19 protein-coding genes and 1 rRNA gene are annotated in these 23,189 nt (G+C 43.4%); 2 read left to right on the top strand and 18 right to left on the bottom strand.

Features of this window, described 5'->3' with window-relative positions; all coding sequences use genetic code 11:
- Positions 1-2 precede the first annotated feature (2 nt).
- The gene (gene dapA / locus OQY15_RS09030; RefSeq protein WP_265790503.1) at positions 3-884 is read left to right on the top strand and encodes a 4-hydroxy-tetrahydrodipicolinate synthase; all 882 of its coding nucleotides are present in this window, start codon (positions 3-5) and stop codon (positions 882-884) included.
- A gap of 61 nt (positions 885-945) precedes the next feature.
- On the opposite strand, the gene OQY15_RS09025 is transcribed toward dapA, so the two are convergent.
- The 18 genes from OQY15_RS09025 to rrf form a co-directional block, all read right to left on the bottom strand.
- Complete coding sequence (locus tag OQY15_RS09025; RefSeq protein WP_265790501.1) at positions 946-1,125, bottom strand: histone H1; 180 nt, start codon at positions 1,123-1,125, stop codon at positions 946-948.
- A gap of 260 nt (positions 1,126-1,385) precedes the next feature.
- Entirely contained in the window at positions 1,386-2,627 is a 1,242-nt protein-coding gene (locus OQY15_RS09020) for an aminotransferase class I/II-fold pyridoxal phosphate-dependent enzyme (RefSeq protein WP_265790499.1), read from the bottom strand.
- A 169-nt stretch (positions 2,628-2,796) separates the two neighbouring features.
- Complete coding sequence (gene ftsZ / locus OQY15_RS09015; RefSeq protein ID WP_265790497.1) at positions 2,797-4,431, bottom strand: cell division protein FtsZ; 1,635 nt, start codon at positions 4,429-4,431, stop codon at positions 2,797-2,799.
- A gap of 130 nt (positions 4,432-4,561) precedes the next feature.
- Positions 4,562-5,923 (bottom strand): cell division protein FtsA, encoded by a 1,362-nt coding sequence (gene ftsA / locus OQY15_RS09010; protein WP_265790495.1) that lies wholly within the window; start codon positions 5,921-5,923, stop codon positions 4,562-4,564.
- Positions 5,924-5,950: 27 nt separating this feature from the next.
- Entirely contained in the window at positions 5,951-7,357 is a 1,407-nt protein-coding gene (locus tag OQY15_RS09005) for a cell division protein FtsQ (protein ID WP_265790493.1), read from the bottom strand.
- Positions 7,350-8,705, bottom strand: a complete 1,356-nt coding sequence (gene murC, locus OQY15_RS09000) for a UDP-N-acetylmuramate--L-alanine ligase (protein WP_265790491.1) — start codon at positions 8,703-8,705, stop codon at positions 7,350-7,352. Before murC ends, OQY15_RS09005 begins: the two co-directional genes overlap by 8 nt.
- 2 nt (positions 8,706-8,707) lie before the next feature.
- The gene (murG, locus tag OQY15_RS08995; protein WP_265790489.1) at positions 8,708-9,820 is read right to left on the bottom strand and encodes an undecaprenyldiphospho-muramoylpentapeptide beta-N-acetylglucosaminyltransferase; all 1,113 of its coding nucleotides are present in this window, start codon (positions 9,818-9,820) and stop codon (positions 8,708-8,710) included.
- A gap of 10 nt (positions 9,821-9,830) precedes the next feature.
- Positions 9,831-11,042, bottom strand: a complete 1,212-nt coding sequence (locus OQY15_RS08990) for an FtsW/RodA/SpoVE family cell cycle protein (RefSeq protein ID WP_265790487.1) — start codon at positions 11,040-11,042, stop codon at positions 9,831-9,833.
- A 2-nt stretch (positions 11,043-11,044) separates the two neighbouring features.
- Positions 11,045-12,388 carry a UDP-N-acetylmuramoyl-L-alanine--D-glutamate ligase gene (gene murD, locus OQY15_RS08985; RefSeq protein WP_265790486.1) on the bottom strand — a complete coding sequence of 448 codons (1,344 nt, stop codon included), beginning with the start codon at positions 12,386-12,388 and terminating at the stop codon, positions 11,045-11,047.
- On the bottom strand, positions 12,388-13,632 hold the full coding sequence (mraY, locus tag OQY15_RS08980; RefSeq protein WP_265790484.1) for a phospho-N-acetylmuramoyl-pentapeptide-transferase: 1,245 nt from the start codon (positions 13,630-13,632) through the stop codon (positions 12,388-12,390). The genes murD and mraY overlap by 1 nt, the downstream gene beginning before the upstream one ends.
- The gene (locus OQY15_RS08975; RefSeq protein WP_265790482.1) at positions 13,632-15,089 is read right to left on the bottom strand and encodes a UDP-N-acetylmuramoyl-L-alanyl-D-glutamate--2,6-diaminopimelate ligase; all 1,458 of its coding nucleotides are present in this window, start codon (positions 15,087-15,089) and stop codon (positions 13,632-13,634) included. Before OQY15_RS08975 ends, mraY begins: the two co-directional genes overlap by 1 nt.
- Before the next feature lie 2 nt (positions 15,090-15,091).
- Complete coding sequence (locus OQY15_RS08970; protein ID WP_265790480.1) at positions 15,092-17,191, bottom strand: penicillin-binding protein; 2,100 nt, start codon at positions 17,189-17,191, stop codon at positions 15,092-15,094.
- Positions 17,181-17,600 (bottom strand): FtsL-like putative cell division protein, encoded by a 420-nt coding sequence (locus tag OQY15_RS08965; protein ID WP_265790478.1) that lies wholly within the window; start codon positions 17,598-17,600, stop codon positions 17,181-17,183. Before OQY15_RS08965 ends, OQY15_RS08970 begins: the two co-directional genes overlap by 11 nt.
- Positions 17,597-18,502, bottom strand: coding sequence for a 16S rRNA (cytosine(1402)-N(4))-methyltransferase RsmH (gene rsmH / locus OQY15_RS08960; RefSeq protein WP_265790476.1), 906 nt, complete (start codon positions 18,500-18,502; stop codon positions 17,597-17,599). Before rsmH ends, OQY15_RS08965 begins: the two co-directional genes overlap by 4 nt.
- Positions 18,492-18,959: a division/cell wall cluster transcriptional repressor MraZ gene (mraZ, locus tag OQY15_RS08955; RefSeq protein WP_265790474.1), complete on the bottom strand. Its 468-nt coding sequence runs from the start codon at positions 18,957-18,959 to the stop codon at positions 18,492-18,494. The genes rsmH and mraZ overlap by 11 nt, the downstream gene beginning before the upstream one ends.
- A gap of 231 nt (positions 18,960-19,190) precedes the next feature.
- A complete protein-coding gene (locus OQY15_RS08950; protein WP_265790472.1) occupies positions 19,191-20,384 on the bottom strand; it encodes a phosphoglycerate kinase in 1,194 nt (397 codons plus the stop codon).
- 72 nt (positions 20,385-20,456) lie between these two features.
- Positions 20,457-21,461 carry a type I glyceraldehyde-3-phosphate dehydrogenase gene (gap, locus tag OQY15_RS08945; RefSeq protein WP_265790470.1) on the bottom strand — a complete coding sequence of 335 codons (1,005 nt, stop codon included), beginning with the start codon at positions 21,459-21,461 and terminating at the stop codon, positions 20,457-20,459.
- A gap of 172 nt (positions 21,462-21,633) precedes the next feature.
- Positions 21,634-21,745 (bottom strand): 5S ribosomal RNA (gene rrf / locus OQY15_RS08940).
- A 184-nt stretch (positions 21,746-21,929) separates the two neighbouring features.
- Between rrf and OQY15_RS08935 the strand changes: the two genes are divergently transcribed.
- Entirely contained in the window at positions 21,930-23,186 is a 1,257-nt protein-coding gene (locus OQY15_RS08935; protein WP_265790468.1) for an aspartyl protease family protein, read from the top strand.
- Positions 23,187-23,189: the final 3 nt, after the last annotated feature.

Genomic DNA, 23,189 nt, shown 5'->3' with positions numbered 1-23,189 from the left:
AAATGAACAGATTCCATGGAACGGGTGTAGCGCTGGTTACACCATTTAATGCAGATGGATCGGTAGATTACGACGGTTTAAAAAAACTGATCAACTACCAGATCGACGGAAAGGTAGAATACCTGGTATCATTGGGTACCACAGGCGAGTCGGCAACACTCAATAAGGAAGAAAAGAAGAAGATCTGGGCATATACAGCAGAAATAAATAACGGAAGGTTACCACTGGTAGCTGGGATCGGAGGAAATTATACAGCAGAACTAATTGAGGCAATCAAAGATTTTGACCGTAATGGCTATGATGCCATCCTTTCTGCGAGCCCTTATTACAATAAACCTACCCAGGAAGGAATTTATCAGCATTACAAAGCCATTAGTGAATCTACTGACATGGATGTGCTGTTATACAATGTACCTGGCCGCACAGCCAGTAATGTAAGTCCGGAGACTACCTGCAGGCTGGCACATGATTTTAAGAACATCATCGGCACCAAGGAAGCTTCAGGAAGTTTTGATCAGTTTAACCAGATCATGAGAGATAAACCGGAAGATTTCATGCTGATCTCAGGCGATGATCCCGTGGCACTGCCAATGATTGCCCTGGGTGGTGCAGGTCTGATCTCAGTAGTAGGCAACGCACTTCCTTTCGAGCTGTCTGAAATGATCAGACTTTCTCTTAAAGGGGATTTTAAGGCCGCTCAGCCATTGCATTTGCAGCTGGTAGAGTTTACCCGTCTGATCTTTGCTGAAGGCAACCCGGCGGGCGTAAAGGCTGCCCTGAAGCATGTAGGAATCTGCGGAGAGCATGTACGCCTTCCACTGGTATCTGCCTCTGCTGACCTGGCGGCATTAATAGCTGCTCAGATCCAGAAAATAAGGTCCTGACACTAAAAATAAAAACGCCCCGGTATAGCCGGGGCGTTATCATCAAATCAAAAGAAATTGGTTAAGCTTCTTTGTTTTTGGTTTCCTGAATCTCCAAACGAATAGCCTGAGCTATATTTTTAAGATCCTGCATTCCTTTACGCACCCGCGTGCCGGCAGCACTGTTGGCTTTGTTGTAAAACTTATCGGCATCGATCTCCAGCGAATCCACAAGTTTCTTTAAGTCATCAAATTTTTTCATTTTGAATTACCTTTTGGTTTATATTTTAGGTTTGATTAATACTTGATTACTAATGTATTGGATTATTCTAATAAATGAAAATTTCGCCGTACAAAACAAAAGGGTGTAAAGGACCTTTTTTTCCACAAAAAACCGGGTTATCCACAAAATTCATCCATAGTGAAATATATCCGACTGATTATCAATGCGATTTAAATAGTCACCTAAAATAAACGCCCTCTAATGATGATTAGAGGGCGTTTATATCACAGCAGCAAAGACTATTTTGCTACAAACTTATTTTCATTATAATAGCCAGTATTTAACTTCTCAGCAACTTCACTGAATGCTTCAAGTGTACGGTTAACGTCCTCAATGGTGTGCATGGCTGTTGGGATCAGACGCAGCTCAATCAGTCCTTTCGGGATAACAGGGTATACAACTATAGAACAGAAAATTCCATAATTTTCACGAAGGTCCATTGTCAGCGCTGTAGCCTGGTCAAGTTCACCCTTTAAAAATACAGGGGTAACCATGGTATCCGTAATACCAAGATCAAATCCGCGATCCCTCAATCCTTTCTGTAAGGTGGTAGCAATATTCCAGAGACGTTCTCTCAGCTCCGGATTGTTTTTAAGCAGCTCCAGACGTTTCAGCAAGCCGATTACCATAGGCATAGGCAAAGCCTTTGCGAAGGTCTGTGAACGCATGTTATAGCGCAGGAAATTCGTAATCTCTTCCGTAGATGCTACAAATGCCCCTATACCCGCCATCGATTTGGCGAACGTTCCAAAGTAAACGTCTACTCCTTCTATACAATTCTGCTCCTCATGTGTTCCCGCACCGGTTTTACCCATTGTACCAAACCCATGAGCATCGTCAATCAGCAGTCGGAAACTAAATTCTTTTTTCAGGTCTACGATGTCTTTCAGCTTACCCTGTGCACCAGACATACCGAATACACCTTCAGTGATCACCAGGATACCGCCACCTGTCTGTTCTACCAATTTCGTAGCACGTTCCAGCTGCTTGCGGGCACTGTCAATATCATTATGTTTATAGACAAAACGCTTCCCAAGATGAAGGCGTAGTCCATCTATAATGCAGGCATGGCTTTCCGCATCATATACAATTACATCATTTCTGTCAACAAGGCTATCGATGATAGATACCATACCCTGATAGCCAAAGTTTAAAAGAAAGGCGTCAGGCTTACCAACAAAGGCGGCAAGTTCAGCTTCAAGCTGTTCGTGGTATTTAGAGTTTCCAGACATCATCCTGGCACCCATTGGATAGGCCATACCAAATTCTGCTGCACCTTTCTCATCGGCTTCCCTAACCTCAGGATGATTTGCCAGCCCCAAATAATTATTTAAACTCCAAACCAGGTGCTCTTTACCCCGAAAATTCATATGCGGAGCAATCTCTCCCTCTAATCTGGGAAAAGAAAAATATCCGTGTGACCACTTGTGGTGCTGCCCAAGCGGCCCCATATGCTTTGCTATCTTTTCAAAAATATCCAATGTTACTGTATTTAAGTTATCTTATTTGGGTCAAATTTAAGCTTTCTGTAGCTGATATACAAGTTCTACTAATTTAGTATACTTTATTACATGCTGCAACAGCTTTTATAATGCTAAAAAAGCCCTAACAAATTCTTGTTAAGGCTTTCTGTTAATAATTTAGAAAGGGTTAATCAACATTATCGTGTAAAAATGAATTGTTAGGCCTGATTTCAGTACCTCCGTCTTCATCGCTGCTTAATGTAAATCTAGATACCTGCGATTCTGATGAATGCTGCACCTGCTGCAATTGCATTTGCTTGCGCTTGTAGGCAGGTTCATTTTCCATTTCCTGCAGTCCGTTAGTGGTACGCAGTTTCATGCTCAGGTCTTTCAGGCGCATGATACGCTCTTTCGATTTCTGCAACTGATCTGCAATAGATTCATCGCTTTTATCGTCATCCAGTCCTGGTTCAGCAACTTCTTCCTGCTGCGCTTCCGCCACAGGCTCCACATAATTTGCTTTTGGGGCTTCGAACACAAAATCCGTTTCAGAAACTTTAAGTTCAAAATCAATTCCGCCTTCCTGTTTTGCTTCAGTCGCAGGAGTTTCTTCTTCAACCAGTGTATGTCTGATCATAGAAGGTTCAGACTCTTCAGTCTGCCTTCCTCTGTTGCCGCTATACATGTCACCAAAAAGATCAGACTGTTTAATGTCCTCTTTCAGCTTCATCACCGGTTCAGCAGCAGCTGCAGTTTTAGGCTCCATAAAAGAGTTAACTGGTTCCACTGGTTTTACCAATGGCGCCTCTTCAGGAGTCAGTAAAGAGATTTTCTTTACATTCTTCCTGTCCTGTGCACGTTGCTCTGTAGTCTGGAATCCTGTAGCAATAATCGTTACCGATAATTTATCACCAAGGTTTTCGTCGATACAGTTACCCCAGATCAGGTCAGCAGATAAACCTGCCTTATCCTGGATATAATCAGTAATAATTGCTACCTCGTCCATCGTCACTTCACGTACACCAGAACTGATGTTCAGCAATATATATCTTGCACCTTCAATTTCGTTATCTTTTAATAATGGAGATGCCAGGGCACCTTCTACAGCCATCAGCGCTCTGTTTTCACCTTCACAGGCAAAGCTACCCATGATGGATACACCACTGTCTTTCATTACCGTACGCACATCCTTAAAATCCACGTTGATATATCCCGGAACAGTAATGATCTCTGCGATACCCTTGGCCGCGGTTGTTAAGATATCATCCGCCTGTGCAAATGCAGAGCCCAGCGTCAGGTTTCCAAATATCTCACGTAACCTGTCGTTTGAAATCACCAGGTAAGAGTCTACATATTTTTTCAGTTCATCCAGACCATCTTCGGCCTGCATCTTACGTCGCTTACCTTCAAATGAGAATGGTGTAGTAATGATGGCAACAGTTAAGATATCCAGTTCCTTCGCTGCCTGGGCAATGATCGGACTGGCACCGGTACCTGTTCCACCGCCCATACCTGCGGTAATGAACAACATTTTTGTAGTACTGCCCAACATGCTTTTGATATCGTCTATATTCTCAATAGCCGAATTTTTTCCTACTTCCGGAATCGAGCCTGCACCCATTCCTTCGGTTAAACTTGCACCTAGCTGTACTTTATTGGGTATAGGACTAAACTCCAATGCCTGAGCATCAGTGTTACAAATAATAAAGTCTACACCTGCAATTCCCTGACGGTACATATGGTTAACCGCATTACCACCACCGCCACCAACACCAATTACCTTGATGATTGATGACTTATCTTTTAACATTTCAAAATACATATATTTATGAATCAGTTACTTAAAAATTGGTTCTACCTGTTCATCTCTCAACGTAATATTAACACTTTTTCCACACTAGTTATCCACAACTGTCAATAATGTGGAAAAGTCGCGCTTTGTTGATAAATTATTACGGTTTTATATAATCCTCATCGCTTACGTTCATGTCATCTTTGATAAAGTCCTTTGTCTTAGCAAGTAACTTATCAAACAATCCACCTCCCGGGCGTTTAACTTTTGGCTGTGATGTCACTTGTTTTTCCATGTACACACCAGGTTGCTTCAGCTCTTCCATCTGCTCTTCAGCCTTCTGAATTCCTTTGATCAGCAATCCTACACTCGTCGCATACATCGGGCTTTTCAGATCATCATAGATGGTCTTAGGCATATCCTCGTACTTCGACAAATGCTCGTTAGGGTAACCTACACGGCAGTCTAATCCAGTAACATATTCCACCAGTTGTGAGAGATGTTTCAGTAAAGCACCACCACCAGTAATCACTACGCCACCAATCAATTTTTTCTCATAACCAGAAGATTTGATCTCGTAATAAACATGCTCAATGATTTCTTCCATACGGGCCTGGATCACATAGGCAAGGTTTTTTACCGAAATTTCTTTAGGCTCTCTGCCCCTTAACCCGGGAACACAGATAATTTCATTTTCTTTATTTTCTTCTGCAAGAGCCGATCCGAAACGAGTTTTCAGCAATTCTGCCTGGTTTCTCATCACCGAACAACCTTCTCGGATATCTTCAGTTACACTGTTTCCTCCAAAAGGAATCACGGCCGTATGACGGATTATACCTTCATGGAAGATCGCGATATCAGTAGTACCACCTCCAATATCTACCAGAGCGATCCCTGCTTCTTTCTCTTCTTCACTCAATACAGATTCTGAAGAGGCTAAAGGCTCCAGTATCAGCTCCTGAGTCTGCAAGCCGGCATTGCTCACACATCTCATGATATTTTTCACTGCAGTAACCTGGCCGGAAATGATATGGAAGTTGGCTTCTAAACGAACACCAGCCATACCAATTGGGTCTTTAACTCCCGGCTCATTATCTACAGTAAATTCCTGCGGCAGCACATGAATGATTTCTTCTCCCGGGGGCATAACCAGTTTGAACATATCATCAATCAGCTTATCCAGGTCTCTCTTGCTGATTTCATTATTTAACTCCCTTCTTGTCAGAATTCCGCGGTGCTGCAAACTCTTGATATGCTGACCTGCAATACCAACATTCACCACACGCACCTCCACATTGGACTGGCCGCTGGCCAGCTCCACTGCCTGCGAAATACCCTGTACAGTTTTTTGTATATTCGACACAACACCACGGGTGACGCCCGCTGATTCTGCTTTGCCTATACCCAAAACCTCAACTTTCCCATGCTGTGTTCTGCGACCAACTATCACACAGATTTTAGTGGTACCGATGTCTAATCCCACTACTATCGGAGATTGAACGGCAGTTTTTTCTTTGCCCATAACTATATCTATTTGTCGAATTGTATACTATTTGTTTTTCTTGGTATCTTTCTCATCCTTTGGTTTAGCTGTCTTCGTCACCGGTTTGATCCATCTGATTTCTGGCATTGCCGATGTATGTGCTTTCGCCGGCGCTTTCACCACAGGTTTTACTGTTTTCTTTTCTTCTGTCTTTACCGTTGTTTTTACTGCCGGCTTCACCGTTGCTTTTACCTCAGGCTTTTTTACTTCAGTTTTTTTCTCATCCGTTTTTACTGCAGCCGATTTCGCAACTACTTTTTTCTCTTCAGTTTTCAGCACCTTTTTTTCTTCAGGTTTCCAGCTGCTCTTTACCTCCGGCTTCTTCGTTTCAGCCTTTTTCACCTCAGGTTTCTTCGCCACTGGTTTCTCCACCTTCTTGGGCTCAGCTTTCTTCACTTCCACCTTCGGACTCTCTTTTTTTACTTCAACTTTCTTCGGTTCAGGTTTACGCACCGCTACCACTACCGGGGGAACAAACTTTTCATCCGGCACAGTCGTCATTACATCATTTTCATCAGGGTTATTCTTCAGTTCCGAAGCAATTTCGGCCTTCACCAATGAGTCCATTACCTTTTTCGCTGCTGCCATAGTAGGCTTAAATGCATTGGCGGCATTCAAGGCACGGTGCAGCGAATCCGGATTGTTTTTTTCACAAACAATCTGATTAGCGTATTTTATATTGATAGTTTTATAGGTATCCCAGCCCACCTGAGGCATAGCTTTTTTGTAAAAGGTAAGCAGGTTTGTCATTTTAACATCCAGTGAATCCGCAGTGCCCAGGATAATGCGCTGTTGCCCCACCCTTGGCACCAATTCAATATCATCCTTATCATTAACAAATATCTGTTCGATTTGTGCGTCCCATAGGGTATCTTTTTTCAAAAATAATGCCGTTTTATACAAGTCTGAGGCCATTTTTGAAATCAAGGTATCTACTTTACCACTGAAGTGCTCCAGTATATGCCCGTTTGCCACCAGCACATTGGCAGTGAAGTTGGGTGATACCGGCATTTTTAATCCATTGCGGTCAATATAATAGTCCTGTCCGCTGGCATTAATGACCCTCAGAATAGGTTGCCGCTGACTGATCTCAATATGGATAACTCCATCCATATCAGCATATACCGTAGATAACGCGATGTAAGGATTCGATTTAATTCTCTGTTCAATCGCATGGAGGTTGATCCCTTCCAGGCTGCGCCCGATCAGTTGTCCTTCACTCTGTTTCAGAATAGCATCTATTTCTTCTCTTTCAATAAAATTATCTGCTCCAGGAATAAGAATTTTGATATTGGTACAATGGACTGTATGTTTTTTTACCTCAACAAAGCTCATTAAGGTCACTATTCCGCCCAGACTGATCAGCCAGGCAAAACATTTAAAAACAAATTTCCAATTGATCCTCTTAAACATGGGTTAAAATATTTTTTAAGGGTTGAATCAACGTATCTATATCACCTGCACCTACTGTAAGCAATAATTCAGGCTGTATTTCACTAACATATCCCAACACTTCGTCCTTCGTATAAACTGCACAGGCAGAAAGCGTCATTTGTTCCAGTAGCCAGGCAGAAGTAACACCATCCATCGGGAGTTCACGTGCAGGGTAAATATCCAGCAGCAGCAGTTCGTCTACAGTGCTTAGCACTTCCGCAAATTCAGCTGCAAAGTCCCGTGTACGGCTAAACAGGTGTGGCTGGAAAATCACCGTTAGCTTCTTTTCCGGATAAAGCTGCCTTACCGCATGAAAACACGCACGAAGTTCTTCAGGATGATGTGCATAATCATCGATATAGATATGTTTATCTTCTCTGACAATATACTCAAAACGTCTTTTAACCCCTCTGAAACTGGCCACAGCAGCTTTCACCTTTTCCGCCGCAATACCCAACTTCAGCGCTGCAGCAATCGCAACAGTGGTATTTTCCACATTATGTTTCCCCGGCAGCATAGATTTGATGTCAGGGATTGACACCTCATCATCGGTGTAGTCGAACACAAAATCACCGTTCTCCACCCTTATATTTTCTGACCGAACCTGCGAAGCTGGTCCTGCACTATAACTGATACCTGAGCTCAATGGCAAACCCTCTTTTACGAACAGCGTTCCACCTTCCTTCAGCTGACCCGCAAAAAGATAGAATGATTCATGCAGCTGGGCCGCATCCCCATAAATATCCAGATGATCTGCATCCATAGAAGTGATGACCGCGATATCCGGATGCAGCGTCAGAAAAGAACGGTCATACTCGTCCGCTTCAACCACCACCACATCATTGTCTCCTATCAGGAAATTACTGCCGTAGTTGGTAGCGATACCCCCTAAAAATGCAGTACAACCATAGCCACTGTCCGTAAGGATATGCGCAACGATGGTCGACGTAGTAGTTTTTCCATGCGTTCCTGCCACAGCAATACAAAACTGGCCTCTGCTGATAATGCCCAGCACCTGCGAACGTTTCTGGAGATCAAAGCCATGGTCCCTGAAATAATTCAGCAGTACTGAATCTTTCGGAATAGCAGGTGTATAAACCACCAGGGTTTCTTCATCTTTAACCAGGTAGTCATCCTGTAAAGCACTCAGGGAATCTGTATAGGTAATCTGTATTCCTTCTTCTTCCAAAGCTGAAGTTAAAATGGTGCGGGTTTTATCATATCCGCTAACATGGCATCCGCGTTTCTTAAAGTAACGCGCAAGCGCACTCATTCCGATGCCACCGACACCCACAAAATAAACGCGTTTGATTAATTCCAGTTCCATTTTTATATCTTTCTTTTTGCTGCCAGTTTAAAAATTTCTGCCGCGATCAGCTCATCAGCTTCAGGCAGGGCCATCCTGCCGATGTTCTCTGATAACAATTCGCAACGCTCTTCATCCCTGAGCAGATCAAGTGTTTCTTTTACTAAAGTATCCTCAGCAGAGCGGTCGTTGATCAGCATTGCTGCATTGTTCTTTACCAGTGCCAAAGCATTTTTTGTCTGGTGATCCTCGGCCACATTTGGCGAAGGCACCAGGATCACAGGTTTTTTAATCAGGCAAAGCTCAGCGATTGTGCCGGCACCTGCCCGCGAAATGATCACATCTGCAGCAGCGTAGGCCAGGTCCATCTGGTTCAAAAATTCCAGAATACGGATATTCGGATGGAAGTTTGCTCCAATTCGCTCCATGATCCCTGTATAATAATATTTTCCTGTCTGCCAGATCAGCTGAACATCCTGTTCAACAAAATCCTGCAAATGTTTTTCTATACTCTTATTCAGCGTTCCCGCACCGAGGCTTCCACCGGTCACCAGGATAGTTTTCTTCAGCGGATCCAGCTTCAGCAACTCGGCACCACGGAAGTGTTTGTTCTGAATGTCAACCACCTCCTTACGCACAGGATTACCAGTTTTCAGGATATTCGCCGCAGGAAAAAAGGCATCCATCTCATCAAAAGCTACACAGATCTTTGAAGCATTTTTACCCAGCCTCTTATTGGTGATACCTGCGTAAGAATTTTGCTCCTGTATCAGGTAAGGTACCTTTTTCCATGAAGCAGCAAAAAGTATTGGTCCCGAGGCATATCCCCCAACACCCACTACCACATCCGGCTTGAACTCTGCAATCAGTTTCATCGCCTTTTGCACACTGCCCATCAGTTTGAAAGGCAGTGCAAGATTTTTAACAATAGATCCGCGCTGGATACCAGCGATATTCAAACCCACGATTTTATATCCGGCAGCAGGAACTTTTTCCATCTCCATCCTACCGGTTGCGCCAACAAATAATATTTCACAGGCAGGTTCTGCCCGCCTTAGCGCATTGGCTATAGCGATGGCCGGAAAAATATGTCCCCCAGTACCACCTCCTGAAATAATTACCCTTGTTGCTCTCATCCTTGTTTATTTATGCAATTGCCGATAAATCGCCGACAATTACTTTTCTATTATTGCTGTCACTCTTATTAGTAACGGTATCTCCCAATGATTTCTTGCCATTTTCTTCAACATCCCTACTCACACTCAGAATAATGCCGAAGGCGATACTGGTAAAGATCATTGATGTTCCCCCCATACTCACCAGCGGCAGCGGCACCCCTGTAACAGGACCTAAACCTACTGCTACAGCCATATTTGCAAAAGCCTGTATGGTCAGACTGAAACTCAGCCCTGCGGCCAGCAGGGCACCAAAGGCCTTAGGACTCTGCGTTACAATCCGCACACAACGGTACAGCAGAATCAGGTACAGCACAATGATAATCAGCGCCCCCAGAATGCCATATTCCTCCACAATGATCGCAAAGATAAAATCTGAATACGGGTGTGGGAGGAAGTTACGCTGTGTGCTATTTCCGGGACCTTTACCAAAAAAACCACCTGTTGCCAAAGCAATCTTCGCCTGATCTGCCTGGAACGTTTTATCTGAATGCTGCTGCTCGGGATGCATAAACGAGTTGATACGTGATTTGTACGTCTCCCTCCTCGGACCGAGGAAAAATACGAACATCAGCAACACAAAACCTCCTGCACACACAAACATGATCTGCTTGATACTGATCCTGCCGATGATCAGCAGTAAGATACTTACGCCAAAAAGCATTAGCGCTGTGGATAAATTTGCCAGTGCAATCAGTACAAAAACCAGACAAACCGATCCCATGATCGGTATGAATGATGTTTTTACATCTTTGATATTCTCCTGTTTCTTTGTCAGCATCCTGGCCAAAAATGTAATCAGGGCCAGTTTTGCCAAATCTGAAGTCTGGAAGGTGAGCCCTATGATAGGGATTTTCACCCAGCGTGAAGCATCGTTCAGGCTGGCACCAAAGATCAGCGTGTAAAACAGCAGCGGTATCGTAATGATCATCAGGATCTTTGAAATCCCTGCATAATATTTATAATCCAGTAAATGGGCAATATAGATCATACCAATCCCCATCACCACAAAGATCAGGTGTTTGGTCAGCAATAGTTTTTCCACGGTCTTGCCCTGTTTAAAGGCCAGCGTTCCGGTAGCACTATAAACAGCAAGAATAGAAATCAGGGAAAGCAGGATAATGATCAGCCATATCCAGCGGTCTCCCTTTGTTTTTTCTAAAAGCAACTGTACTGCACTCATGTTTACAATTCTTTAACGGCCATCTTAAATTGATTGCCACGGTCTTCATAATTTTTAAACAAGTCAAAACTTGCACAGGCAGGAGATAACAATACCGTATTGCCTTTCGTTGCCAGGTGATACGCCACCTGAACTGCCTCATGTGCAGAAAAAGTATTGACAATCACTTCCACATCATTTTCAAATGCTTCGTGAATACGTTTGTTGTTTTTACCCAAGCAAACGATCGCTTTCACTTTCTGTCTTACCAGGTCTCTCAGCATATCATAATCATTCCCTTTATCCACACCACCCAGGATCAGGATCACCTCAGGATTTACACTTTCCAGGGCATACCAGGTAGAATTTACATTGGTAGCTTTGGAATCATTGATATAATCCACCCCGGATATTTTAGCCACATGTTCTAACCGGTGTTCAATATTTTTGATATCCCCCATACTCTCTCGGATAGTTGCGTTGCGGATATCCAGTACTTTCGCAACTATGCCCGAAGCCATTGAGTTGTAGATATTGTGCTTGCCCTGAAGGGCTAACTCTGTAATTGACATGGTTAATGGATCTAATGGGTTTATGTTGATATGTAAGTTATTGCCTTCCAGATATGCACCACCTTCTAACTTTTTACGGATAGAAAATGGACTCTGTGTGGCGTTCACCTTTGTATTTTTTAATGCCTTTAATGTTTCTTCATCATCGGCACAGTAGATAAAATGATCTTGAATCCGCTGGTTTCTTGTAATGCGCATCTTGGATGCTGCATAATTTGCCATTTTGTAGTCGTACCTGTCTAAATGGTCTGGGGTAATGTTCAGCAGAATGGCAATATCAGCCCTGAAGTCGAACATGTCATCCAGCATAAAACTCGAAATTTCCAGTACGTACCAGTCAAAATTTTCCGTAGCCACCTGCGCCGCAAAACTATGTCCGATGTTCCCTGCCAGTCCGACATTTAATCCCGCTTTTTTCAGGATATGGTACGTCAGCATGGTAGTTGTTGTCTTCCCGTTTGATCCCGTGATACAGATCGTTTTTGCGGAAGTATATCTTTTGGCAAACTCAATTTCCGAGATCACCGGGATATTCTTTTTCTTCAGCCCTTTGATGATCGGTGCCGAATCCGGTATACCCGGACTTTTAATCACTTCAGCGGCATTCAGGATCAGCTCATCTGTATGCTGTTTTTCCTCGTAGGCGATGTTCAATTCCACAAGCGTTTGCTTGTAACGCTCAGCGATAGCACCGAAATCCGATACAAAAACATCAAAACCCTGCTGCTGCGCCAGCATTGCTGCACCTATTCCGCTTTCACCAGCGCCTAATATGACTATCCTTTTTCCTTCCATTACCTCAGTTTTAAAGTGATAATAGTAATAATTGCCAGCAGGATACTGATTATCCAGAAACGCGTGACGATTTTGGCTTCATGGTATCCTTTCTTTTGATAGTGGTGATGTAGGGGGGACATTAGAAATACCCTCCTGCCTTCTCCGAAACGCTTTTTTGTATATTTAAACCAGGAGACCTGGATCATTACCGACAACAGTTCAATTACAAAAACCCCGCATAAAATCGGGATCAGCAGTTCTTTCCTGATCATGATGGCAAAAGCAGCGATAATACCGCCTATGGCCAAACTTCCGGTATCCCCCATAAATACCTGGGCAGGATAGGAATTGTACCACAGAAATCCTACACAGGCCCCTACAAAGGCACCTGCAAAAATCATCAGCTCACCCGAGTTTGGGATGTACAGAATATTGAGATATTCTGCCATCATCGTATTTCCAGAGACATAAGCCAGTAGCCCCAGTGTGATCCCTATGACCGCGGAAGTACCTGTGGCCAGTCCGTCAATCCCATCGGTGATATTCGCCCCATTGGATACCGCCGTAATGATAAATACCACGAAACAGATAAATACGATGAATGCATATTTCTCAGAGCCCGGCAGAAAATTCAGCACCTTCGCATAGTCAAGCTCATTGTTCTTCCAGAATGGAATATTCGTGATCGTTGATTTGATATCCTGTGTGTAGTAGAACTTGCCCCCTTTTTGTCTCAGGACCATTGGTGCGGCATTTTTGGTCATCGCTGTTTCATCCACCGTTTTTCTTACCACGATATTGGGATTGAAATACATGGTCCATCCGATGATCAGTGCCAGACCTACCTGTCCAACAATCTTGAATCTGCCGGCCAGTCCTTCTTTATTCTTTTTAAATACCTTGATATAGTCATCCACAAACCCAACCGTACCCATCCATACGGTTGTAACGATCAGCAGCAGCACATAGACATTGGTAAGATTAGCCAGTAAAAGTGTAGGCACAAGAATACCGGCAAGGATGATCAGTCCACCCATGGTTGGCGTACCCTGTTTCTGCATTTGCCCTTCCAGTCCGAGGTTTCTCACCGTTTCACCTACCTGCATTTTATGCAGATAATTGATCAGCCTCCTGCCATAAACAGTCGTGATGATCAATGAAATGATAATCGCCATTGACGTACGGAACGTAATGTACTGGAACAACCTGAGGCCAGGAAATTCGTAGTGTGCGTTTAAATATTCAAATAGGTAATATAACATCAGCTGATTAAGTTTAATTGTTCGGTTAACACTTCTTTATCATCAAAATGATGCTTTACTCCGTTGATATCCTGATATTTCTCGTGTCCTTTCCCCGCAATCAGAATGATATCTCCCGGTCTTGCCAGATGACACGCCGTTTTGATAGCCTCCCTACGGTCGGATATAGTTAATGTTTTACGTTTGTTTGTAGGTGATACACCTGCCTCCATCTCCTTCAGGATCTCCAGCGGATCTTCAGTTCTTGGGTTATCAGAGGTGAGGATCACCTTATCACTCCAGTCGCAGGCCACCTGTGCCATCACCGGACGTTTCGTTTTATCCCTGTCGCCCCCACAGCCAATCACAGTAATCACCTGCTCTGTACCTTTCCTGATATCCTGAATAGTACTCAATACGTTCTGAACTGCATCCGGTGTATGTGCATAATCGACGATGCCAATGATCTGCTGTGCATTGCTTACATAGTCAAAACGCCCTTCAGCACCGCTCAGATTACTCAGAATAGTCAGCACTTCTACCTTATCCTGACCCAGCAACATCGCCGTGCCATACGCGGCAAGCAGGTTGTAGGCATTGAATGAACCCACCAGTTTAAAGAACACATCCACCTCATCAATTTCCAGGTTTAGTCCGCTGAATCTGTTTTCAATTACCCTGCCTTTGTAGTCAGCCAGCTGTTTCAGTGCATATGTTTTTTTTGATGCCTTTGTATTCTGTAGCATCACCATCCCATTTTTATCATCCGCGTTGGTAAGAGCAAATCCTGATTTGGGAAGCCCGTCGAAAAACGCTTTTTTAGCTTTGATATAATTATCAAAAGTCTTGTGGAAATCAAGGTGGTCGTGGGTGATATTGGAGAATACACCGCCCACAAATGTCAATCCCTCTATCCTGTGCTGTACTACGGCATGGGAGCTTACCTCCATAAATGCATGTGTACAGCCCGCCGTAACCATATCCCTTAACAGCTTGTTCAGCGCCAGCGGGTTTGGTGTGGTATGGGTAGCAGGAATAACCAGTTCATCAATCTGGTTTTGAACGGTAGAGATCATGCCCGTATGAAAGTCCAGGCTTCTGAACAGTTTAAATAAGATCGTAGCAATAGTTGTCTTACCATTGGTACCGGTAATACCTACCAGCTGTAATTGAGCGGAAGGATTGCCATAATAATTTGAGGCCATGATCCCCAGTGCAACACCGGTATCAGCCACTTCAATATAAGTTACTGCAGGATCTTTTTGCTCAGGTAAATCCTGACAAATGATCACTGAAGCTCCTGCACTGATCGTCTGAGAAATAAAGGCATGGCCGTCAGACAGCGTTCCCTTTACAGCAAAAAAGACAGCATCCTGCTGCACCTCGCGCGAATCGAAAGTTAACATGCTGATTTCCCTGTTTGTTGAGCCAACCAGGTTCGTCATCGCTACTCCATATAAAACATCCTGCAGTTGCATACTTATCTTAAAGCTAATTGTACCAAAAGGCCTTTTCCAATCTTGGTTCCCGAGGGAATAGACTGGGCCATTACTTTTCCACTTCCATTGACCCGTGTTTTTAATCCGGCATTACCGAGCAGGTAAAGGGCATCTTTTAATCCCATTCCTACCACATTTGGCATCATGCCTTTCACAGAACTATATTCTTCATAAACAATCCCGTTGCTGGTATCCACACTGTTGAAATAGTCTGACTTTGCAGCATACAGCGTTTTTATTCCAAGGGCATTGTAAACTTTTTTCACCGCCTTACTTTGTCCCGCCTTCGCCTCAGGACTCTTTGTATTACCTACCAGGCGCACATCACTTACGTTGTTATACATCTCCAGATCGCTTGCATAAATACGGTCTGCAATTTCTTTAAATACCGGTCCTGCAACCGTCGAACCATAGTACCCGTGTTTAGGCCCGTTGATACAAACAATGATCGAGTATTTTGGCTTATCTGCTGGAAAATACCCGGCAAATGATGCCTGGTAGCTTCTCTTCGCTTTATAACCTTTATTGCCGTCGGCAACCTGGGCAGTTCCCGTTTTACCAGCAACTCTGTAAAATGGCGATCCCATCAGCTTTCCTGTACCTTCTGTCACTACCCCTTCCAGCATGGCATGCATCTTCTTCATTGTTTTTTCTGAACAGATCTGAGGATTGATTACCCTTGCCTTGAATTGCTCTACAGGGTTTCCAAGACGACGAATTTCCTTCACAAAGATTGGAGAGATATACTTTCCGTTATTGGCGATGGCATTATAAAAAGATAACATCTTCAATGGAGTCAGCTGCATCTCATACCCGTAGGCCATTTGTGGCAGCGTCAGGTTTTTGTTCCAGCTTCTGTTCTTCGGATTCTTAACAACCGGCTGTGCCTCTCCCGGAATCTGAAGCTTCATTTTTTCATTCAGGTGCCAGTCGTACAAATGATCAGAAAACTTAGACTGATCATCTTTATAATGTTTACTCACTAGTTCCGCAATTGCTGCGTTTGAAGATTCTTCAAATGCTCTTTTTACCGTCACCACGCCGATACTGCCGTGAGAATCCACGATAGTTTTTCCCGGAACATGGTAAGAACCGGTGTTCACCATCGTATTGGTATCTACTTTTTCATCTTCGAGCAGCGCCATGTAGGAAGCCACTTTGAAAGTCGACCCCGGATCCTGGTTTCCTGCAATTGCATAGTTAAATTGCTCTTTATATTCTCCGGGAGCTACCTGGGTATAGTTTGCAATAGCCCTGATCTCACCAGTATTTACTTCCATCAGAATCACTGTACCGTGGTCTGCATCGCTCAGAATCAGCTGTTTTTCCAGTGCACTTTGCGCAAGATCCTGCATGTTGATGTCTATCGTAGAGATGATATCTGCACCCTCTTTCGGTGCAATCTCTGCTTCATCGTTTACCGGCATCCAAACTCCACCCGCAATACGCTGTACCAAACGTTTTCCACTTTCACCATTGATATACTTTCCGTAAGCTCCTTCCAAACCTACACCGTTGGCAACGTTTTCATTTTTATATCCAATGGTCCTGGCAGCCAGAAACTGGAAAGGCTTAATCCTTTTATTTTGCTGGATCGCCATCAGGCCCCCGCTGTATTTACCAATATTGTACAAAGGAAAAGTCCGGATGGTCTTTAACTCCTGATAGTTCACTTTACGTTTGATCAGCAGATATCTGGCACTGTCTGCCCTTGCACTGCGCAGCATACGGGAATATTCCTTTGGCGTTTTATCCCCAAAGAACTGCGAGAGCTTTATACCCAGCGAATCTACTTTGCTGTAGAAGATCTTGCTGTCGCTGATTCCGCCGGCATACATATCCATACGCAGTTCATATTCCGGTACAGAAGTGGCGAGCAGGCTGCCATCATTAGAATAAATATTACCACGTGCGGCCTCTACGTTGACATACTTTGTAGAGAGACTATCGGCCATGGCACGCCACTTATGCCCCTCTACAAATTGTACATCGCATAATCTGATCAATACTGCCACGGCAAGCAGTACAATCAGTCCGAAGGACAAATAAACACGTAATAATATGTTAGCTCTAATGTTCATTACTACTTATCACAATTTTTTTTGGTGGCTCTATGAGCTCCTTTATACCTAGTGTATCAACTTTTTTTGCTACCTCTGTCAGCTTGCTTTTGAACATCAGATCGGCTTTGAGCGACTTATATTCCCAGCTGAGTTCTTTTACTTCTTTATTTAATTTATCTATATCTCTGATATTCTTTACGGCCATATGGCTGTTCGCGATATACAACATCGTGAGCAGCGATAAAAAGATCAGAAAAGGCATAATCGCTGTCGCCGTTTCTTTTGACACAGCACCCTCAGTGAAAAGCTTTTTAAAAAAAAGGCTGGTATGCTCCGTATCCCTTTCCTTTTTGGGTTTCAGTTTAATTAGCGGTTCTTCCGGTAATTCATCTTCTTCCTCTATCTCTTCTCTGAACTGGTTATTCATATCTTTTCTCCAATCCTTAGTTTTGCACTTCTTGCCCTGCTATTCCTTTCCAGCTCTTCCTCATCTGCCACAACAGCTTTACGAGTAATCGCTTTAAAAGGCTTTTCTTCGTTGCCAAAGAAATCTTTATCCGCTTCGCCTCTGATCTTTCCCTTTGCAATGAAGTTCTTTACAGGTCTGTCTTCCAGCGAATGGTATGACATCACTACCAGTCTTCCACCGGTATTCAATACCTCGGCCGACTGCAATAAAAAGTTTTCGAGCACATCGATCTCAGCGTTTACTTCAATGCGTAAAGCCTGGAACACCTGCGCCATATATTTATTTTCTTTTCCTTTCGGGATGTGGGCGGCAGCTGCAAGTTTGAAATCTGCCAGCGTCACAATGGGTTGGTTGGCACGGAAGGTCACGACCGACTTAGCCAGGGATTTCGCGTTTTTCACTTCCCCGTAGATACCAAAGATCCGGTGCAGTTTTTCTTCAGGATAGGTATTGAGCACATCAGCAGCGGTAAGCTTGCCTTGTTTATCCATACGCATATCCAGCGATGATTCAAATCGTGTGGAGAACCCCCGTCCTGGTTCGTTAAACTGATGTGAAGAAACTCCCAGATCAGCCAAAATACCATCCACCTGCTTGTAGCCAAGCAGACGGAGATTATTTTTCAGGAAAGCGAAGTTCTGGTCAACAAACAGGAAACGCGGATCGTCAATTTTATTGCGCTGAGCATCAGGATCCTGATCAAAAGCGATCAGTATTCCATTTTTTCCCAGTTTGCTCAGGATTTCTCTGGAATGGCCACCACCCCCAAAAGTAACGTCCACATAAACGCCATCAGGTTTGATATTCAAACCATCAATACATTCCTGCAGCATTACTGGTACATGATAATTATTCTCCATCTTCCACCTTCCTTTTATTACCCATTACCTCTTCAGCGAGTCTCGCAAAATCTTCAGGCTCACTGTCCATGAAGTTATCATAGGCCGACTTAGACCAGAGTTCAATTTTATTGAACTGGCAGGCCAGTACAACCTCAGATTCAATACCGGCATATTCAAGCAGCGACTTAGGCAAATTTACCCTGCCGGCAGAATCCAGCGTCAGTTCTGTAGCACCGCGCGTAAAAAAACGTATAAATTCTCTGGTTTTTGCTTCAAACTGGTTCAGTTTGCTGAGCTCAGTAACGATGTCTTCCCATACTTTTCTGGGATAAATCACCAGGTGTTTCTCAAAACCCCTGTTTACCACAAGTCCCTCCTGGTCAACGTTTGGCAATTGTTTCTTTAGACCCGAAGGCACCATCATGCGGCCTTTGGCATCCAATTTACAATCAAATTCTCCTAACAATTGAACCATTATAGTATCTACACTTTTTATGTAGTGTAAAAATAGATACTTCTACCACTTTTTACCACATTCTACCACAAAAAAGTTATCAACATACTATTTTCCCCATTTTTCCCCACCTCACACGCAAAAAGGCCAATTTTCATTGGCCTTTAAGTTTGGACTTCTGTCCGTATGACGGGAAAATCTGGTGTTTAACTCCTTGAATATCTGAGTTAAAATTCTCGTTTTCTGCTTATTTTAGTCATTTATTGCTTTTACACCCGGCAATTCTTTACCTTCCATATATTCCAGTAAAGCACCACCACCGGTAGAAACATAACTTACTTCTTCTTCCAATCCGAATTTTGCAATTGCAGCAGCAGAATCACCACCACCGATCAGAGAAAAAGCATCATTTTCTTTAGTCCCTGCCACTACTGCATCAGCGATAGCACGTGTTCCCTGCTCAAAATTTGCCATCTCGAAAACACCCATCGGGCCGTTCCACAATAAGGTTTTAGAGTTTTTGATCACCTCAGCAAACAGCGCTACAGACTTAGGGCCTATATCTAATCCCATCCAGTCAGCCGGAATCTGACCTGCATCAACATTTTTCTTTTCTGCCTCATTATCAAATTTATCAGCGATCACGGTATCTACCGGGAGCAACAGGTTAACGCCTTTAGCTTTCGCTTTTTCAAGCAGCTCAAGACAAAGTTCCATTCTGTCGGCTTCGAGTAAGGAAGTACCAATTTCACCACCCTGTGCTTTAGCAAAAGTATAAGCCATACCACCACCAATGATCAGGTTGTCAACTTTTTCCAGCAGACTTTCAATCAAAAGGATCTTGTCTGAAACTTTTGCGCCACCCATAATTGCTGTGAAAGGTTTGTCAGCGTTGTTGTTGATCTTTTCAGCGTTTTTCAGCTCTTCGGCCATCAGGTAACCAAAATATTTTTCAGCAGGGAAGAACTGAGCAATGATTGATGTCGATGCATGCGCACGGTGTGCCGTACCAAAAGCATCGTTTACATATACATCACCTAACTTAGCCAGTTTACCGGCAAATTCTTTATCTCCTTTTTCTTCTTCTTTGTAAAAACGCAGGTTTTCAAGTAACAGTACTTGTCCGGCCTTCAGGTCTTTCGCTTTATCAGTTGCCTGGGCACCAATGCAGTCATCCGCAAATTGCACTTCAACATTCAGCATTTTTGACAGATCGGCCAGGATGTGCTTTAATGAATATTTCTCTTCAGGGCCACCTTTTGGGCGACCTAAATGCGACATTAAGATCACAGAACCGCCATCATTCAAAATCTTGGTGATAGTTGGTAAAGCTGCACGCATTCTTTTATCATCTGTGATGGTAAAATCTTTATCCAGAGGGACATTAAAATCTACCCTGATTAAGGCTTTCTTGTCTTTGAAATCACATTGGTCAACTGTCTTCATGTTATAATTTTATGTTTATTCGTTGCACCAAATATAAGAAGCCTGAGCAGATCTATGCCGATTAATTGCAAATTAATCGTTTCTGCCCGCTTTTTTCTCTGCGATTTTGAGCACGAGATCCACTAACCTCGCTGAATAACCCGACTCATTATCATACCATCCCACTACCTTTACGAGATCACCCACTATGGAAGTGAGCTGGGCATCAAAGATGCATGAATGTGGATTATCAAGGATATCGACAGAAACAATGGGATCCTCAGTGTATTCCAGCACTTGCTTCATTTCGTTTTCGGCAGCACGTTTAAATGCAGCATTGATCTCTTCAATAGTTGTTGGCTTTTTCAGAATGCAGGTGAAATCCGTAAGCGATCCATTTAACACAGGCACGCGGATTCCTGCGCCGCCGAGCTTACCATCCAGGTGAGGAAAGATATTGGTTACCGCTTTTGCTGCGCCGGTGCTGGTAGGTATAATCGATGCCGAAGCTGCCCTGGCTCTTCTTAAATCTTTATGCGGTGCATCATGCAGATTCTGGTCACCCGTCATGGAGTGCACAGTGGTGATATAACCATCCAGGATGCCCCAGTTATCGTCAAGGATCTTGAGCATGGGTGCGACATTATTTGTGGTGCAGGAAGCATTGGAAAGAATGCTGGCCGTAATATCAATTTCATGATCATTTACGCCGAGCAGATACATTGGTATATCCTTATCTGCAGGTGCAGTAATCAGTACCTGTCTGGCTCCGGCATCCAGATGCTGCTCCGCTCCCATTCTATTGGCAAACTTACCTGTAGCTTCCAGTACAAGATCTATTTCTAAGGTAGCCCAGGGCAAACTTTTTGGCTGAGGCTCCTTAAAAACCAAAATCCTCTTCCCGTTGATCACCAGCGCTTCGTCATCAAAAGACACCTCACCTTTGAAACCACGATGAACAGTATCATATTTAAAAAGATGCGCAAGCGTTGCCGGATCTGCAAGATCATTGATGGCCACTACATTGATGTCTTTTTCCAGTGCCGCACGTAAAAATACGCGGCCTATCCTGCCAAAACCATTAAGAGCTACTTTCATTCTGTATGTATTAACGCCGGCAAAACTAGCTATATTCTGCTGAGAAAAGGGAGTATTTATAATTGTTTTACATCAGGTTTATATATTCCTACCGGCACGATAACTAAATTCCGGTGCCAACTGCGAAAATAAAAAAGGCTGCTTCAAGTAAATGAAGCAGCCTTTATTTAAGATCTGGCACCGACCTACTCTCCCACGTGTTACCGCAGTACCATCGGCTCTGGTGGGCTTAACTTCTCTGTTCGGAATGGGAAGAGGTGGACACCACCGATATAGACACCTGAATATTTTGACATTTTATCATCAGATAAAATGTTTATGTCTTTATTGATGTCCAAAGATAGCCAAATTTCCCATATATACGGCATTTATATCAAATACTTTAATGCGCTGTAACTCCAGCGTTTAATTATTCGTATATTCAATTAAGAAATTCTAACCAGGTATCTTTTCCTATTACTCCTCATCATGGACTGGCCTTTAATTCAAGTCGAGCGATGGAAGTCAATGTTATGCATTGCACTGTTGTTGTCCCTTGCCATGTCCATCAACACCTCTTGTTCTGCACAGTATTTCAAACTGGACGGCAACAGAAAGAAAGACGCCATAGATTTTATACGGATTAAAAACCTGATCGTCATACCGCTATATATCAATAACAATGGCCCCTACAATTTTTTACTGGATACTGGTGTAGGACAGATGATCATTACGGATACCTCTTTCCTGAAGATCTTAAATGTGAAACAGTTCAAAACGTATAAAATTCAGGGATATGGTTTAGGTACGGAAATAGATGCAATTTTAACCAGGAACATTACCGCCAGAGTAGGGAACTCGGAGATCAAAAATATTCCAACGGCCATATTTAAGGAAGATATTTTTGATCTCTCTTCCTATCTTGGGATCAAGATTCATGGTATCCTGGGATATTTTTTCTTTCAGAGTTTTACTGTCAGGATTAATTATCTGGCGAATAAGATCACGTACTTCCGGCCTGATGCAAACCGGAAGATTAAAGGTGTAAAGGTCCCCATAGAAATTATCAATGCTAAACCCTACCTGAAAGCGGAAGTGAGTATCGACTCCACGACAAAGACCCGCCTGAATCTGCTGGTAGATAATGGATCCAGTCATGCCCTGCTCCTTGAATCCATCAATGAGCAGGCCTTTCCTCTACCTAAATACACAATCCCTGCAAATCTTGGGGTCGGTATCAACGGAGAGATTACGGGCGCTATGGGCAGGCTGCATTCTTTAAAGATCAGCGACTTTACGTTCAAAAATATTCTCGCAGGGTTTCCGGTTTACGATGTACAAAGAACAGACCTGGAGGGTACTCCCAGAAACGGGAGCCTGGGAGCCGAAGTGCTGAAACACTTTGTAGTTACTTTCGACTACCAGAATGAAGCGATGTACCTGAAAAAGAGCAATGCATTCAAAAGAAAATTTGAACACGACATGTCAGGAATAGAAATCTATGTGTTGAAAGAACCAAATGACAGGTATTATATCAGCAGAGTGGAGCCCGGCTCACCGGCTGAAAGCATAGGTTTAACTGCCGGCGATGAAATACTGTCCGTAGATTTCAAAAGTATTGATCACTTTAACCTAAATGAGCTATCTGAACTATTCCGCGACAGGGATGGCAAGCAGATGTTGCTCGAAGTACTGCACGAAAAGGAAAGACGGATCGTAATACTGAGGCTGAAAAGAAGGATCTAGCTG

The organism is Pedobacter sp. MC2016-15 (genome assembly GCF_026239695.1).
GTDB lineage: Bacteria > Bacteroidota > Bacteroidia > Sphingobacteriales > Sphingobacteriaceae > Pedobacter.
This window is presented reverse-complemented; position numbering and strand designations above follow the sequence as displayed.